Origin of the sequence: Pseudomonas fluorescens, from assembly GCF_902497895.1 — a bacterium.
Taxonomy (GTDB): Bacteria; Pseudomonadota; Gammaproteobacteria; order Pseudomonadales; family Pseudomonadaceae; genus Aquipseudomonas; species Aquipseudomonas fluorescens_BP.
Map to the genome: position 1 here is coordinate 36,847 of NZ_CABVHQ010000013.1, position 15,034 is coordinate 51,880.

Annotated in this window: 13 protein-coding genes and 1 pseudogene; 9 read left to right on the forward strand and 5 right to left on the reverse strand. The window is 56.6% G+C overall.

The window, feature by feature from the left end; translation table 11 throughout:
* Positions 1 to 81: 81 nt before the first annotated feature.
* A complete protein-coding gene (locus F8N21_RS09095) occupies positions 82 to 1,119 on the reverse strand; it encodes an Ldh family oxidoreductase (protein WP_150641808.1) in 1,038 nt (345 codons plus the stop codon).
* Between the two features lie 253 nt (positions 1,120 to 1,372).
* On the opposite strand from F8N21_RS09095, the gene F8N21_RS09100 reads away from it, so the two are divergent.
* From F8N21_RS09100 to F8N21_RS09110, 3 genes are all read left to right on the forward strand, one after another.
* The gene (locus tag F8N21_RS09100) at positions 1,373 to 1,801 is read left to right on the forward strand and encodes a hypothetical protein (protein ID WP_150641809.1); all 429 of its coding nucleotides are present in this window, start codon (positions 1,373 to 1,375) and stop codon (positions 1,799 to 1,801) included.
* A 257-nt stretch (positions 1,802 to 2,058) separates the two neighbouring features.
* Positions 2,059 to 6,288, forward strand: coding sequence for a dermonecrotic toxin domain-containing protein (locus F8N21_RS09105; RefSeq protein ID WP_150641810.1), 4,230 nt, complete (start codon positions 2,059 to 2,061; stop codon positions 6,286 to 6,288).
* Positions 6,289 to 6,435: 147 nt separating this feature from the next.
* A complete protein-coding gene (locus tag F8N21_RS09110) occupies positions 6,436 to 7,437 on the forward strand; it encodes a FecR family protein (protein ID WP_150641811.1) in 1,002 nt (333 codons plus the stop codon).
* 47 nt (positions 7,438 to 7,484) lie between these two features.
* Here F8N21_RS09110 and F8N21_RS09115 read toward each other — a convergent pair.
* Positions 7,485 to 7,679: pseudogene (locus F8N21_RS09115) on the reverse strand (penicillin acylase family protein); the annotation flags it as partial.
* 264 nt (positions 7,680 to 7,943) lie between these two features.
* Here F8N21_RS09115 and F8N21_RS09120 point away from each other — a divergent pair.
* On the forward strand, positions 7,944 to 8,324 hold the full coding sequence (locus tag F8N21_RS09120) for a fe2+ zn2+ uptake regulation protein (RefSeq protein WP_150641812.1): 381 nt from the start codon (positions 7,944 to 7,946) through the stop codon (positions 8,322 to 8,324).
* Positions 8,325 to 8,341: 17 nt separating this feature from the next.
* Here the strand turns inward: F8N21_RS09120 and F8N21_RS09125 are convergent, their stop codons facing one another.
* Positions 8,342 to 8,533, reverse strand: a complete 192-nt coding sequence (locus F8N21_RS09125) for a hypothetical protein (RefSeq protein WP_150641813.1) — start codon at positions 8,531 to 8,533, stop codon at positions 8,342 to 8,344.
* Positions 8,534 to 8,757: 224 nt separating this feature from the next.
* Between F8N21_RS09125 and F8N21_RS09130 the strand changes: the two genes are divergently transcribed.
* The 3 genes from F8N21_RS09130 to F8N21_RS09140 all read left to right on the forward strand — a co-directional run bounded on the left by F8N21_RS09130 (position 8,758) and on the right by F8N21_RS09140 (position 10,294).
* Positions 8,758 to 9,207, forward strand: coding sequence for an SRPBCC family protein (locus F8N21_RS09130; protein ID WP_150641814.1), 450 nt, complete (start codon positions 8,758 to 8,760; stop codon positions 9,205 to 9,207).
* Between the two features lie 209 nt (positions 9,208 to 9,416).
* Positions 9,417 to 9,863 (forward strand): DUF411 domain-containing protein, encoded by a 447-nt coding sequence (locus F8N21_RS09135; protein ID WP_150641815.1) that lies wholly within the window; start codon positions 9,417 to 9,419, stop codon positions 9,861 to 9,863.
* On the forward strand, positions 9,863 to 10,294 hold the full coding sequence (locus F8N21_RS09140; protein WP_150641816.1) for a YqaA family protein: 432 nt from the start codon (positions 9,863 to 9,865) through the stop codon (positions 10,292 to 10,294). Before F8N21_RS09135 ends, F8N21_RS09140 begins: the two co-directional genes overlap by 1 nt.
* 132 nt (positions 10,295 to 10,426) lie before the next feature.
* Here F8N21_RS09140 and F8N21_RS09145 read toward each other — a convergent pair whose 3' ends face one another.
* Together F8N21_RS09145 and F8N21_RS09150 are read right to left on the reverse strand one after the other, a co-directional pair.
* Complete coding sequence (locus F8N21_RS09145; RefSeq protein ID WP_150641817.1) at positions 10,427 to 10,924, reverse strand: polysaccharide deacetylase family protein; 498 nt, start codon at positions 10,922 to 10,924, stop codon at positions 10,427 to 10,429.
* A 42-nt stretch (positions 10,925 to 10,966) separates the two neighbouring features.
* Positions 10,967 to 11,395 carry a hypothetical protein gene (locus F8N21_RS09150; protein ID WP_150641818.1) on the reverse strand — a complete coding sequence of 143 codons (429 nt, stop codon included), beginning with the start codon at positions 11,393 to 11,395 and terminating at the stop codon, positions 10,967 to 10,969.
* Between the two features lie 463 nt (positions 11,396 to 11,858).
* Between F8N21_RS09150 and F8N21_RS09155 the strand changes: the two genes are divergently transcribed.
* Both F8N21_RS09155 and glgA read left to right on the forward strand, forming a co-directional pair.
* Entirely contained in the window at positions 11,859 to 12,878 is a 1,020-nt protein-coding gene (locus F8N21_RS09155) for an alpha/beta fold hydrolase (protein ID WP_150641819.1), read from the forward strand.
* A 581-nt stretch (positions 12,879 to 13,459) separates the two neighbouring features.
* Positions 13,460 to 15,028, forward strand: a complete 1,569-nt coding sequence (glgA, locus tag F8N21_RS09160; RefSeq protein WP_150641820.1) for a glycogen synthase GlgA — start codon at positions 13,460 to 13,462, stop codon at positions 15,026 to 15,028.
* The last annotated feature ends 6 nt before the right edge of the window (positions 15,029 to 15,034 follow it).

Consider the following 15,034-nt stretch of genomic DNA (forward strand, 5'->3'; position numbering starts at 1 on the left):
CGCTCCCTCCATGGCAATTATTCCGCTTTCCCAAAAATCGCAGCCTGGGGCAGCTCCTGCAGTCGGCATGAGCCTGGCACCTCAACCTCCAGCCAACACACGCAGATTCGCCAGCTCATCCACCGCAATGGCAATCCCTTGGTCCTGAGTCTTGGCTCGCTCACGATGACGACGATCCCCCGGCAAACGCTTGAGCCCTACCCCGTGCATCTGCCGCACCAATTCCTGGCTGCGCTCGGCGAAGTTCTGCCCGGCGGCTTTGCCGGGGTCGATCAGGATGATCAACTGACCGGTCCAGGGCGTTTTCGCCCCCGGGTGATTGGACCAGTCGAACTCGAACGAGAAGTTACCACCCGTCAAGGCCGCCGCCAGCAACTCGACCATCATCGACAACGCCGAGCCCTTGTGCCCGCCAAACGGCAACAACGCACCGCCTTCGAGGATCGCTTTCGGGTCCTGGGTCGGCTGGCCCAGGCTGTCCACGCCCATACCCGCCGGCAGGCGCTCGCCCTTGCGCGCAGCGATCTGCACATCACCGTGGGCAATGGCGCTGGTCGCCAGATCGAAGATGATCGGATCACCGTCGGCCCTCGGCGCGGCGAAGGCAATCGGGTTGGTGCCAAACAGCGGCCGATCGGCACCGTGGGGCACCACGCACGTCATGCTGTTGACCATGCTCAACGCCACCAGCCCTTCATAGGCAAAGGGTTCGACATCCGGCCAGAGAGCCCCGAAGTGATGGGAGTTGCGAATCGCCAATACCGCGATCCCGGCACTGCGGGCCTTTTCCACCAGCAACGCCCGGGCAGCCGCCAGCGCCGGTTGAGCGAAACCGTTGGCCGCATCGACCCGAACAAACCCTGACGCAACGTCTTCAACGATCGGCAGCGCCTTGCCATCAACCCAGCCGCTGGCCAGCGTCGACACATAACCGGGGATCCGGAACACACCGTGACTATGGGCACCATCGCGCTCGGCGCTGGCGCAGTTATCAGCCAGCACGGCGGCCACTTCGGCCGAGGTGCCATGGCGCAGGAAAATTCGCTCCAGCAACGCCACCAACTGGGCGTAGGTGAGGTGTTCCGAGGGAGTTTCGACAACCAAAGGTGATGCAGACATCTGAAGCTCCAGTTTAATTATTGGAGGGGGCAACAGCGTATGAAGGTCCGACATCCGATTAAACAACGCTTGGCGAGCGTCCTGTCAACTCTTGTCGATGGCCAGTGCGAGCGTGGTCATCGTGAGGCCTGTATCTGCCACGCATAGGCATTAACTATTTACCGCTCTGCAACAGTGCTCACGCCTCAGGATTACCGCCTCCCCAACGCGCTGGCGGTTACAGATAGCTGCCTGCAAAGTCCCGAGGTAGACCATGGACGACGCTACGCTGCCGTATTTTTTTCCCGAGGCCCTGCTGCCTGTCACCCGCAAGCAACCGAGCGAGCGTGAACGTGCCCGCCACTTCACCGTTAAAGACCTCGACTGGCTGAAGAACCTGCTGCTCGTCAGCCATGCCGAGCGCTCAACCCCATCAGATCCGATGAAGGTCGACCGTTTTTTGCTGAACACACCGGGCAACCCCACGCCGTTGATGCTTGCCGGTGCCTTCATGATGGGGCCGACCCCCGATGAGAAAAAAGTCTTTCTCTACACCCCCTATGGAGGCCTGGAAAAATTCGACAATGCCGGCACGCTGATGGCCGAACTGACCGAGCGGCTGAACACCCCGGCGCAACGGATCGAGTTCATGCCCAAGGGAACAACGAACCTGTACGCCGTTGGGTCGATTCCCTGCCCTTGAGCGAAGCCCTGTTGAGCTTCTATCAGAAACAAGCCTGGCCCCTGGGACGAACCCGGGAATTCTTCAACCCCAAAAAAATCGATGACCCCAAGCGCGCGGCAACGGATAAGCAGCATTGGGAAAAGGCAGTGAAAGACATTGCCGGCAGCCTGACCCTGTCGCTGAGCTTTCATCTCGAGAGTTTCTGGAACACTGAAGTCAACCCGGGACAATCACGACTGGCGTTTTTTGCCCAAGCCATGAGCGACAAGTCACGGATGGACCTGCTGTTCAAGCGCCAGGATAAAATCATTACCGCGCAACAGAGCCAGCAATTAGCGACACTCTATTTACCGGACAGCACCTTGCGCAAAAAACACCAGGACCCACTTCACATCGAAAAAGTCCGTATCTGGGAGCACTACCCACACTACGTCGAATTGGCCAGCACGTTGATGATCAGTAACTCCGGCGCTTACCTTTATACGCAAGCCGAAGGTCTGCAACTGCTTGAAAGCTACTCGGACTTGCGCAAAACCTTGCAGGCCATGGCCACCGCCGCGGGCCATGAAGATGAACTCTACGCCTCACTGGCACTGGAAGAGCGCCATCGATTTATCGGTTTCGAACATCCGCAAATCTCCGGGGCACCCGTGCTGGGCGCCGTGTTCCCGGAAATCATCGAGGATATCGTCGACAAGCAGCAGCAAAACCTCGAGTACGCCTTCGGAATCTATCGCCGCAGCGAAGGCATCGTCGATATCGATGCGTTGCTCGACCATGCGCTCGACATACGCTCCATGCTCGACAACCGCTTGCTGACACTGGATGCCAAGGGCCGCTGGAGCACCCGTCCGGTTGCCAGCGACAAGCAACGACCTTCTACAGTACAGGCGGAAAAGGCCAAAAGACACGAACAGACCTGCAAAACCATCGAGGACTCTCTCGCCAGGGAAATCGAAACCCATCCGACCCTTTACAGCATGGCCACGATGGCGCTCGAAACCACCTTGAAAATCCTGAAACTCGATGAACCTTTACCGAAAGATATCTACATCAGGCGCTCCTCGGCCATCGCCCACAAAGACAAGGAATATCAATCGACGGAATCGCACAACCTGGTCGACTATTTTATCGATCAATTGACCTCGCCGGCCGGGTCCATTCCCGACTCATCCGCAACCGGTGTCTACAGGGAACGTCCAGCTGACAGTTCATCGAAGCTGGCAAACTTGCCTGCCGAGACGATGAACAGCCTCATTCAGACCGCCCTGGCGTACTTCAAGGGTCATGATCTGAACGATATCCCGAAAAACGCCCTTGAAGAGATGAAGCCCAGACTGGCCCACGCCATGTCCGTGGGAATACGCGGGGAAGCTGAACTCAGGGTTCTGAACAAAACCCTGAGGCCCCAGGATCAGGCGATTATCCAGACCGTACTCAATCCTGACAGCCCGGACCGAGGGGCGCGGCAAGGGTTGAACGGATTCCGGCCGGATGCTTACTCCTTGACGCTGGAGCGCACCGGGCAGCGCTCCCTACTGCCCCTGGCCCATTGTTTGTTACTGAGCGAGCGCGGTGGTATTGACCCTGAGCATTCGGGGCGAGTGGTCTTGTGGACACCGGCGCTGGGCCTGGAAGTCTTCAACTCAGTCAACAGCGTGCGCAGTGAATTGGCCAGGCGTTTACTGAGTGCGCAAGAGCGCCTGTCACTGCTGGAAAACCTCAAGGCGACCGAACGACAATTTCATCAAAACTACTCGCTTGGCCCTTTCAGACTGATCGAGCGCAATGTAGCGCAAGACCGGCAACAGTCGAATATCGAGCAGTATCTTGCAGAGCGCGCGCAAACCCTCGCACTCAAACTGCCCGCCAAACAATTGCTGAGTCGTCTCGACGAGCTGAAAACAACCCCAGCCCCGCTCAATCTGCAACGAGCCACACAGGTGGCGCAGGCGATCTTTCTACAACAATCATTGCCGGTCTGGCTGGGAATGGCCTCGGCACAAGAACAGCAACTGCATGCCGAATTGCTCGAACAGTATCGTAATAACGTAGACGCCGACCGCGACTATCTTCACGGCATCCAGTCCCTGCGCGATTACGCTCAGGGACAACTGACAGACCTGCTCAAACGCCGTTACCCGGAACATACGCTTAACCCGTCTGAAGTGTCGATTACGCCTCGTCTCGCATTGGCCGGGAGCAAGCAGGCACTGACTGATTTCGCGTTGAACCACTTCGATGGCCTGGACGACAGCGATTTCACTGTTGCATCCGAAACGGCCAAAGCGCTCCCGGCGAAACTGGACCCGGTTTCGGTGAGGCAACTGGTGCGTCAACTGGATATCAAGACGCACTACCAGTCACTGGTTAAAACCCACCTCACTCCCGGCAATGCAGGTGCCACGGATCGCCAGCAACGCTTTATCCAACAACTGCCCTGGCAGGTCCTGCAATACGCTCATGGGCTGAAACTCCAGGAGCGGCTTTCCGACGCCGCCTACGCATTGATTCAGCAAGTCATGGACATGCCCGACGCGATGGCTCGTTCAACCGTTTCCGGCGCCAAAGCCCTGATCCGCCCACTGGAGTTGATCGCCACTGAAGGCGCCGCGGTGGTCAAAGGGCTCGGCCTTTACCTGATCGGCCCTGAATCGGCAAACAAGGGGCCGCAGGTTCTTTACTCGCCTTACTACCAAAACCATGTATTGAAAGAGTATGAAGATGAAGCGAGTTTTTTAAACGAACTGCGCACGCCAGGCGCGCTGCAAAGCTGGGTGCTCAATCTTCTCCCCGATACCCAGCAGGCCACTTACAAAAACTTGCTGGCAGAGACCAACAAGCAAAGTGCGGATATCAAGCTGGCCTCAAGCCCGATAAATGGAAATCTGCTCAAGCAGTTGTTTGACGACAACACAGATCTGCTGCTGAAGCTGCTCGGCAGTCAGTCCCAAGCCAAGCAACACGCCGAATGGGAAACAGTGAAAGACCTGTTCGGGACCAGTGTGCAACAGGCCATTCAGTTCCTGGCCGGGAAACTGGCTTACCCGCTAGTCGTCTGGCAGAGCTATCAGTACTTCAAGGAATCAGCCGAAGACCTTCAGGAGCATAAGTGGGGATCCGCGCTCAAGGCCTTCATAAACGGTGTGGCGCAGCTTGCGACGATAAGGAACGCCATGGAGACGCCCCCATCGACGTCGGTATCACCTGTTGCAAAAGAAGTGGTGGCCACCGAGCAGCCCCTGGAGCCATCCGAGGTCGTCACCACTTGGGCCAACATGGACTTGACAGCCCCTCAGCGAACTCGCCTGCAACCTTATGAGGTCATGGACGTCGCCCTCAAGGATCTGAAAAAGAGCACCACGCAGCACGGGGTTTACCTGAACGCAGCGACTAACCGCCAATTCATACCGTTTGCAGGAAAGGTCTATCGCGTAGAGAAAAGCGGGCATTACTGGCAGATCATCAGTGATCGACACAAAGGCCCCTTTGTTCGCAAAACCGACGCACAACACTGGATATTCGACGCTCGCCAGCACCTCCCCCGCTTTGGCGGAGCGTTGACAAGGTTAAACAATAAATACCGAACCTGGTCGAGCGTTCGCCGCGGCATGAACATAGAAGCCGTCGGTATGAAGAACATTCGCCGGCTCTACCCGGAAAAAGCCCGGATGATTCGAGAGGCCCTGGATCTTGCCTTGTTCTATACCAATAACTGCAAGCACAACCTGCGTCTGTTAGCCCCCTCTGTTCAACCGGTCACTCGAGTGCATCGATTCCTCAAAACGTTTTTCGGGGTGCCCACGATAGAATCAAATCTGGTGCAGAAACTGACAGCCGTTGTCGACAAGATCCTCTTGGCCCTGGTGGATTCGTCTCTTGTATCCCGCAACTCAAAGCGGTTTGTAACAGGTTTTCATCGCAATCATGCAAATACCCATATAGCCTTTACCATCCCGGCCGATATCGAACAAAAACTATTCCTGGGGGATCGTTTCTTCGACTTTGGATATGACCTGTATCAGCCACACCTGATTGTTCCTTTCGATATCGATGCACATGCAAGAGCAACAACCGTCATTCATGAATTGACGCATATAGAGTGTGCTACCGAGGATATCGCTTACCTGGAGTCCGCTCGGCCATTCCCAGACCTATTGGCCGTCGCAACGGGGAAAAGATTAAAGGACGCCCTGCACGAGGTTCAGACCACATCACTGTCCATGCTGACCCCGGTTGCCGAACTGTTCCAGGTCCTGGATGAAGAAACGGGCACTTGGGTGGATCCGGGCACCATCGCTGACACGGAGCACATCGAGTATCACATATTGAACCTGACCGGAGGCACTGACCTGGCAGATGCACGTCGAATCTTTTATGCGGACCCGCTGAAACGAATCGACACCCTGTTAGGCAATGCCGACTCCGTTGCCTGCCTCATCACCCAACTGGGTCGTCAACTGGATCCCGTTCCATCCAGCCGGCCGGTATCGCCAATTCCCTGAACTTCTGGATGAAGTGCGCAGGCGGCGTCTATCGTGTTTTCAGGGCTTGGACGGAAAAATAAGTCAGACGTTGATGTGCTTTTGCCATGACGACGGTTCTCGTCGACCACCTGGGAAGGTTAGAATGTAGGAAACCAGGAAGAGTCAATGAGCGAAAAGCCCCTCTCGGAAGCCGAATACGACGCCGTCACCGATGCTGCTGCGCATTGGTGCATGCGGCTGCACGCGTTTGACTGCACGGCAACTGAACGCCAGGCTTTCGAGCAATGGCGCGCTGCTCATCCGCTACACGCCTTCGAATACGAGGCGATGCTCGAGATCTGGGATGTCTCGGAGCATCTGCCTCGCGCACCAGCCCCGTCGATGGCACCTGCGCCAGCCCCCTTCAATCGATGGCGAACCTACGGTCTGGCCGCGGCAGTCAGCCTGCTGGTCCTGCCACTGGCGGCGTATACCGGCTGGAGCCTGGGCTGGTTGCCGAATTCCTACGAACACTTCCAGGCTGAAAACGCTGTGCGAAAAATCACCTTGGCCGATGGCAGCCAGGTCGAACTGAACCTGGGCAGCGAACTGACCTACAGCAACTACAAGAATCAGCGCCGGGTCACCCTGAACAAAGGTGAGGCCTTCTTCAATGTCAGCCATGACAGCGCGCACCCCTTCGTGGTCAAGGCCGCGGACGGGCGCATTCGTGTCACCGGCACCCGGTTCAACGTGTGGATGTACGACGATCAGGTTCGAGTGACGCTGCTGGAAGGTTCGGTACTGGTCAGCAGTCATGCCGCTCAGCCTGGTGACGGCCTGCGCCTGGACCCGGGCATGCAGGCTCGCTACAAGGCCGGCGACTATTCGCCGCAGCTCAGCCAGACCTATGCCGGGGATACTTCTCTGGCCTGGCGCGGTGGCAAGTTGATTCTCGACAACCTGGCACTGGTCGATGCCCTGCCCCTGATCAATCGCTACCTGAGCAAGCCGCTCATGCTGGCGGACAACGCCACCGGCGCGATTCGCATCGGCGGCATCTACAACACCAGCGAGGTCAAGGGCCTCGTGACCTCGCTGCCCAGAGTGCTGCCGGTCTACCTGACCCGGAACAACGACGGCAACCCGGTGCTCAACTCGATCCCGCGCCATGCGCCGAAAAAATGAAAGGCCGCAACCCAGTGGGATGCGGCCTTGATTTTTCCTGCGCCAAGCTACTGCGCAGCCACCGTCCCTGATCGATCGTCCTGTTCACTGATGACCTGCAACTGATACTGCGGATCGTCCTTGATCTGCTGTTCAGTGAAAGGCAACGCACTCCACTGTTTCTTCGAGAACGCTTCGGTCTGGTCTCGTGAGTGCCTGGAGGCCGGATCACTCGACAGTGAAAACGCCAGCAAGCCCTGGGCTTGAAGGTCGCACCCACAACAGCGCAGCCAACCTGGAAAAGACCGCACTCCCAGGCTTGACCCGGAAGGTGTCTCCTCCTGAAGACGAAGCAGACGCAAAAAATTTAGCCCCGGGAAACCTGTCTATCCGGGCATTTGACAGGTCATCGACTGGATACCGACAAATTTTCTACATCTGGCGCTTCATTATTGGGCTCCCTCGTACGTCTTATAACTGAGAGCACCCATCATTTTCCTGATCAGGCTCGGAAAAGGAGTTTTTGCATGTACAACCAGCAACTGCCAACGGATGGTAACCAGTCCCTGCACAGCCCTTCGCGGGGCAGCAGCACCGATGCTTTCGAGAAAACTCTCGAGCGCCACGGCAATGACCGGATCCGCCTTGTGCTCAAAAGCTACGGCCTGCGCACCAGCCTGATTCGCCTGAAGGTCATCGACGCACTGGTGAAAGCCGCCGAGCGCGAGCATTCGCTGGGTGTGCGCGGCGTGCACAGCCATTTGCTGGAACTGGGCATTCCGTTGTCCTTTCTCAGCGTGCGCGAAGTGCTCAAGCGTCTGTGCAGCGAAGGCGTGATCACGCTCAACCCCGACAAAAGCTACAGCCTGGATCAACAGGCTGCCGCGCTACTCCACGGCAAGGCCTGATGCCCTGGCGCGCTCGATCAGGGTTTGATGACCTTGCGGCGCATCACGCCATTGATTACGACCACTATCACCGCCACCGCAATGGCGATGTACTGGAACATTTTCTCGGTAATCATTCCGGCGTTCTGCAGGTAAGAGAGGCCAAACATGATTCCCAGTACCACCAGGGAAATCAGAATCGAATATTTCAAACGTTGCGACTGGGTCATTGCGGGTTCCTGAGCCGGAAAAGGTGTATCCAGATGCGTACCAGGTTCCGACTTTCGTGCGGGCCGGGCGATTGCAAACGGCGTCATATGTTACCGCCGATGGAGGGTTTTGGCTTCATTCTCCGGGGTACTCAAAACCATTGGGCTCCCGGAGCCGCCGAATGACTCCCGCGTCCCATGCCTGAGCAGCTACGCTTGACGCTCCACCCACAAGGAGGTGCGTCATGGGTCAGCATCAGATAGCAGTGGAGCAGATCTGCAACCAACTCTATATCGACGCGGCGATCGATACCGTCTATGACTACGTCACCCAGCCGGATCGCTGGCACGAGTGGCACCCTACTTCGCTCCGTGCCGAGACCGGCATCGGCGGCTCCTTGCCGACAGGCCACCGGTTTACCGAAGTGATCGACCTGTTGGGCCTGCAAATCCCCATGAGCTATCGCGTGCTGATCGCCCATCGGCCAAACGAATTCAAGACCGTATTCAGCTCTGCACCGGTAGACGGCAGTGTTCGCTACCAACTTCATCGATGTGGCAGCGGCACGCTGTTCAAGCGCACCCTGCTGTACTCGACACAGATGAAACTCGGCGGCCTGCGCCAGCGGATGGTCGAGTGCTCGAACACCGCCATGGGCAACCTCAAGAAAAGACTGGAAAGCGCCTCTGCCTGACAAACCTGTAATGCCCGCCTCAGTTGGCTGACAGCCCGGACGGATTACAGTCTCGAACAGTCCGAGGCGTCGGCCGCGACGGAATCTCCGTATAATTTTGAAACACAAGCAACCCTCCTGGTCGATGAAAAAGGTCAGAATGCCCTGCGGCTGGAGGGTACGTAGGGTTCCGGGCCCCATTGCATACACTGATCGACAAGAGATAACCGATGAAAACTACACTGCGTCTGGCAGCCCTTTGCGCCCTGCTCATCAGCTCGCTGGCCCAGGCTGCCGAGCTGATTCCGATCGATGTACACCGTGATGCCAACTGCGGTTGCTGCAAAAAGTGGATCGCTCATCTGGAGGCTAACGGTTTCAAGGTCAACGACCAGGTTGAAACCAACATGAGCGAAGTCAAACAGCGTCTCGGCGTGCCGCCGCGCCTGGCTTCGTGCCACACCGGCGTGATCAACGGCAAATTCGTCGAAGGCCACGTGCCTGCCGAGCAAGTACTGGCCTTGAGCAAACGCTCGGACCTGCTCGGCATCGCCGCGCCAGGCATGCCCATGGGCTCGCCGGGAATGGAAATGGAGGGCATGGCCGATGCGTATCAGGTCATTGGCCTGAGCAAAAACGGCACCGATGAAGTGATCGCCGACTACCCGGCACATTAATGCTCGCAGGTTACCTCGGGCTGTTCCTCGCGGCGTTCGGCGCCGCCACTTTGCTGCCGTTGCAATCCGAGGCGGTGCTGGTCGGCCTGTTGCTCAGCGGCAAGTATCAGGTCTGGTTGCTGTTGAGCATCGCCATCAGCGGGAATGTACTGGGCTCACTGGTGAACTGGTGGCTGGGGCGCGGCGTTGAGCGTTTCCGGGACAAACGCTGGTTTCCGGTCAGCCCGCAAGCAATGGAAAAGGCTCAACGGCATTATCAGCGTTATGGCCACTGGTCATTGCTGCTCAGCTGGGTGCCGGTCATCGGCGATCCTCTGACATTGATCGCCGGGGTGCTGGGGGAGCCGTTCTGGCGCTTTATGCTGATCGTGACCCTGGCCAAGTCCGGTCGTTATCTGATATTGACCTGGGTGACTCTGGGACTGGCTTGAACTTGATCCTTTCAGCGGAACAAAACGGCAGAAACAATCGTTAGCTCGGTAAACAAGGCGAAGCTGGGCGCGAAAAAATAGATTTCTTTACTGACAGAAAACCAGGCAGTAGCACAAGCCAAAAAATGACCACTATGTTTTTGGTAAATCCAGAGCGTACTTCAAATCTAACCACTGCCAATCATCAAGAATTTGTAAACCATCCTCTATTCCTTTGGGTTCGTTACCATTAGCATGTACGAGCACAATACTACTATTTTTGGGCTCCTGACCTTTAGCGAGCCACGCATCCGCCCCTAAAGGGATCAGACCAAGTTGCTGTGCCTGAGTCACAGTTTTTTCATTTGAAACAAGTCCTGGCATACGGACAAACACTGACGGGGTCTCACCGTACTTTATGAGTAGCTGTTCGACTTTGAGGAATTCATCCTCTATACGAGTGTCTTTCCAGTTTAGAAAATTTTCAGAGAAGTCTAAATCCGAGAAATACAGATGACTGTATGAGTGGTTGATCCAGGTGATGTTTATTTTTTTGTCTTTCCGTTGCTGGACTAACCAGTCAAATTCAGGCTTGTGTGCTAGCAGCCATAAGCCGCTAATGCTGATGCCAACAGGAACCCCCCCTCGCAATTTTGATGTTGCAATTAACTCGTCAAAAAAAGACTGATCGAATTATTTTACCGATGGACACAGATCTATAGTTAAGAAAGCACTTCTATCGAACTGCTGCTCACCATGCGTCAGGCCATGATTATCTAGAAGGAAGGGGGGGCTTGTATATGATTTTAAAGCTCGCGCATAAGGTGTTGATTGTATTTCGGCATTACTAATATAGCCATTATCCTGGTCGTTTGGCTTTCGAAACTTCAGGCCAGTGCTTTCAACAATATAAGTTTCAAGAGTTTCCGAGTTGACTATAAGAAAACTGGTGTTTTGTTTGCCGTCCTCGAATGCGCGTATAGCAAGATAAAGTGTATCTTCCTGTTGCTTGTAGACGGGAATAAATACGGAGCGGTAATTTTGCACGCTCTTGGCGGCGACATGCGCACTTGTCAATAGCAACATTAACGCCCATGCACATAAAGTGAGTATTGGCTTCATCGATGATGTCCTATAATAGTAACACAGAGTGTACGATCCCGATTCTCAATCCGTATGAAACAATAACTGAGCATGGCTTTCTGCGTAATGCCTTTACTATTGCAAATAATTAAAAAATGGGAAACCGAAAAAACGGAGTGCAACACCTGCCCCAGGTGTTGCGATGTCCTATAACGAACTCCGTTTTGTTGCGAGAGCGTTTTTTTCCCGAACAAATTCTGGCAAGCTACGCAGCATGAAAAGCAAACTCTTTGAATACCTTTGTGTGTCGCGAAACAATTTATTTGGATGCTATTTATAAATCAGGGTGTGGGACATTTGAGCTAGGAGATTGCCATCAGCCGGGTCTGGGCGCGACCCTGAGCTGGATGCAGTGAACATTTTGATTCAAAGAACTGTCACTGATTAATCCCGACTTAATCGCGCCTTCGCAGCCTCGACGGTTTCCCAATGGAGTTCGCCCATGATCCGCTCACCCGCCCTCTGGCTGTCCGGCCTGCTGCTGACCTCCGCCCTGCCCGCTCTCGCCGCTGAGAGCCCGGCCTATGGGCCAGAACTGCAAGGCTTCGAATACCCCTACCCGGTCCGGCACTTCGCCTTCGAGTCCCAGGGCCAATCCCTGCAAATGGGCTACATGGACGTACCGGCCAGCGGCAAGGCCAACGGTCGCAGCGTGGTGCTGATGCACGGCAAGAATTTCTGCGGTGCTACCTGGGACACATCGATCAAAACCCTGAGTGAGGCTGGCTACCGGGTTATCGCCCCGGACCAGATCGGCTTCTGCACCTCCAGCAAGCCGGAGCATTACCAGTACAGCTTCCAGCAACTGGCAAGCAACACCCATGAGCTTCTGGCCAAACTCGGCATCCAGCAAACCAGCGTGCTCGGCCACTCCACCGGCGGCATGCTCGCGACCCGCTATGCCTTGCTCTATCCGGAACAGGTCGAACGCCTGGCGCTGGTCAACCCCATCGGCCTGGAAGACTGGAAAGCCCTCGGCGTGCCCCATCGCAGCGTCGATCAGTGGTATGCGCGGGAACTGAAGGTGACCGCCGATGACATCCGTAACTACGAGCGCAGCACTTATTACGCCGGACGCTGGAAACCCGAGTTCGACCGCTGGGTCGATATGCTCGCCGGGCTGAACAAGGGACCGGGGCATCTCCAGGTGGCTTGGAACTCGGCGCTTATTTACGACATGATCTTCACTCAGCCGGTGTTCTACGAATTCAAGGACCTGAAGATGCCGACCCTGCTGCTGATCGGCACCGATGACACCACCGCCATCAACAAGGACCTTGCCCCACCAGCGGTCAAGGCGAAAATCGGCAACTATCATGTGCTTGGCAAAGATGCGGCCAAACTCATTCCACAGTCGACGCTGGTGGAATTCCCTGGCCTGGGCCATGCACCGCAGATGGAAGAACCGGCGAAATTCCACAAGGCCTTGCTCGGCTGGCTCGACACCCCACCCACCCGTTGATTGCGCTAATCGATGACTGGCAGAACGTCGCCAGCCGCAGGGTGGACTGGTTGATTGACGATATCCAGGCCTGGCGAAGGGACAGCCGATCCGCCCTTTGAACTGATCCGCCCATCGACAGACCGCACGCACCGTACCGGTGCAAACAACTTATCTTCCCGCCCCTCCATCTGGCAGTCCCTCAGCTTTATCGTGCATCGAACGCAAAAAAAACATCCATCGTCAGTGCGCACGTAAACCTTTTATGGTAGGCAATCGCCGCCTTGGACACTTTGTCGGACAATTTTGCCAAACGGGCCTCCCCCGCTCTAAGTTCTGGCCTAGACTCAGTTTCTCGGACGAAAACCAATCGGCGAGCTACCTAAAAAAAGTCGAAACTTTCTGCCCGGACGAAAGGTCAGGTTAAAGGTAGGCCGGAATGTTTGGTGCAATCCTTGCAACGGCCCACCCACTCTTCATTGCTTCAGCGTACTCGGTGCCATTCGCCCGTTTGCGTAGCGCTTATGCGCGTGGCCACAGGAGTTGGCCAACCCTATCTCTGGTGATTCGCCAGGAACAATTCAAAAAAAGGGGAAAGACAGATGATCAGTGCCGCTGTAGATACCCAAGGAGAACTTTCTCATCAGCAAGTCGCTGAATCGGCGTCAACGCCGGTTCTCGCCACAGGTGGCAGGACGCTGCAGCCAGCGCTCAGGCACAATCCCAATCGAAAGAAAGTACTGTTCGTCACTTCGGAAATCGCCGATCTGGTGAAAACCGGCGGCCTGGGCGACGTCTCTGCGGCGCTGCCCAGGGCCATGGCTCAATTGCATGATGTGCGGGTGCTGATCCCCGGCTACCCGCAGGTACTCGACAGCGAAAACCCGATCCACATCATCGGCGAGCTGGGCGGTCACGCCGCGCTGCCACCCTGCCGGATCGGGCGCATGGACATGCCTGACGGCCTGGTCATTTATGTGCTGATCTGCCCGGAGTTGTACGAACGCGAGGGCACTCCCTACGGCGCCAACAACGGGCGTGACTGGCCGGACAATCACATTCGCTTCGCGCGCCTGGGCCTGGCCGCCGCCGATATCGCCGCCAACATGGCGCAGATCCATTGGCACCCTGACCTGGTGCATGCCCACGACTGGCCTGCCGGCCTGGCACCGGCCTATATGCACTGGCGCGGTCAGCGCACACCGACCCTGTTTACCATCCATAACCTGGCCTACCAGGGCGTGATCAGCCTCGCCTCCTGCCCCGAACTCGGCATTCCGGCCCATGCCCTGCAACAGGACGGCATGGAGTTCTACGGCAAGATGTCGTTCCTCAAGGCCGGGATGGCCTATTCGAGCCATATCACCACCGTCAGCGCCACCTACGCGCAGGAAATTACCACGCCGGCTTTCGGCTGTGGTCTCGATGGCTTTCTCGCCAGCAAGACCCAGCAAGGCCTGCTCAGCGGCATCCCCAACGGCATCGATGAAAGCTGGGAATCGGCCACCGATCCGCATCTGCTCTGCCCGTTCAGCATCGGCGACTGGGAAGGCAAGGCGGTCAACGCTGCCCATGTTCGCGAACTGTTTGGCCTAGAGGAAAGCGAAGGCCCATTGTTCGCCGTGGTTTCGCGTCTGGTGTACCAAAAAGGCCTGGATCTGACCGAAGGCGTGGCCGAATTCATCGTCGCCTCGGGCGGCCAGATTGCGATCATCGGCCGCGGCGAGCCGGAAGAAGAACAAGCCATGCGTGCCCTCGCCCTGCGCTTCCCCGGGCAGATCGGTGTGCGGATCGGCTTCAACGAAACCGATGCCCGTCGCATGTTCGCCGGCAGCGATTTCCTGCTGATGCCCTCGCGCTACGAGCCGTGCGGCCTGAGTCAGATGTATGCCCAGCGCTTCGGTTCCTTGCCAGTGGCACGTAACACCGGCGGCCTGGCCGATACCATCGAAAACGGCGTGACCGGTTTTCTGTTCGACGAATCCACCGTGCCCAGCTATCAAGAAGCACTGCAACGGGCGTTCAAGGTATTCGCCTACCCCGACCTGCTCAACGCCATGCGTTGCCGGGCCATGGCCGCGCCATTCAACTGGTGCAAGGCGGTCGAACCCTACGCCGAACTTTACGAACAACTGGTGGTTAAAGCGTTGGGTAAATCGGGCACATATTGAGGTCTT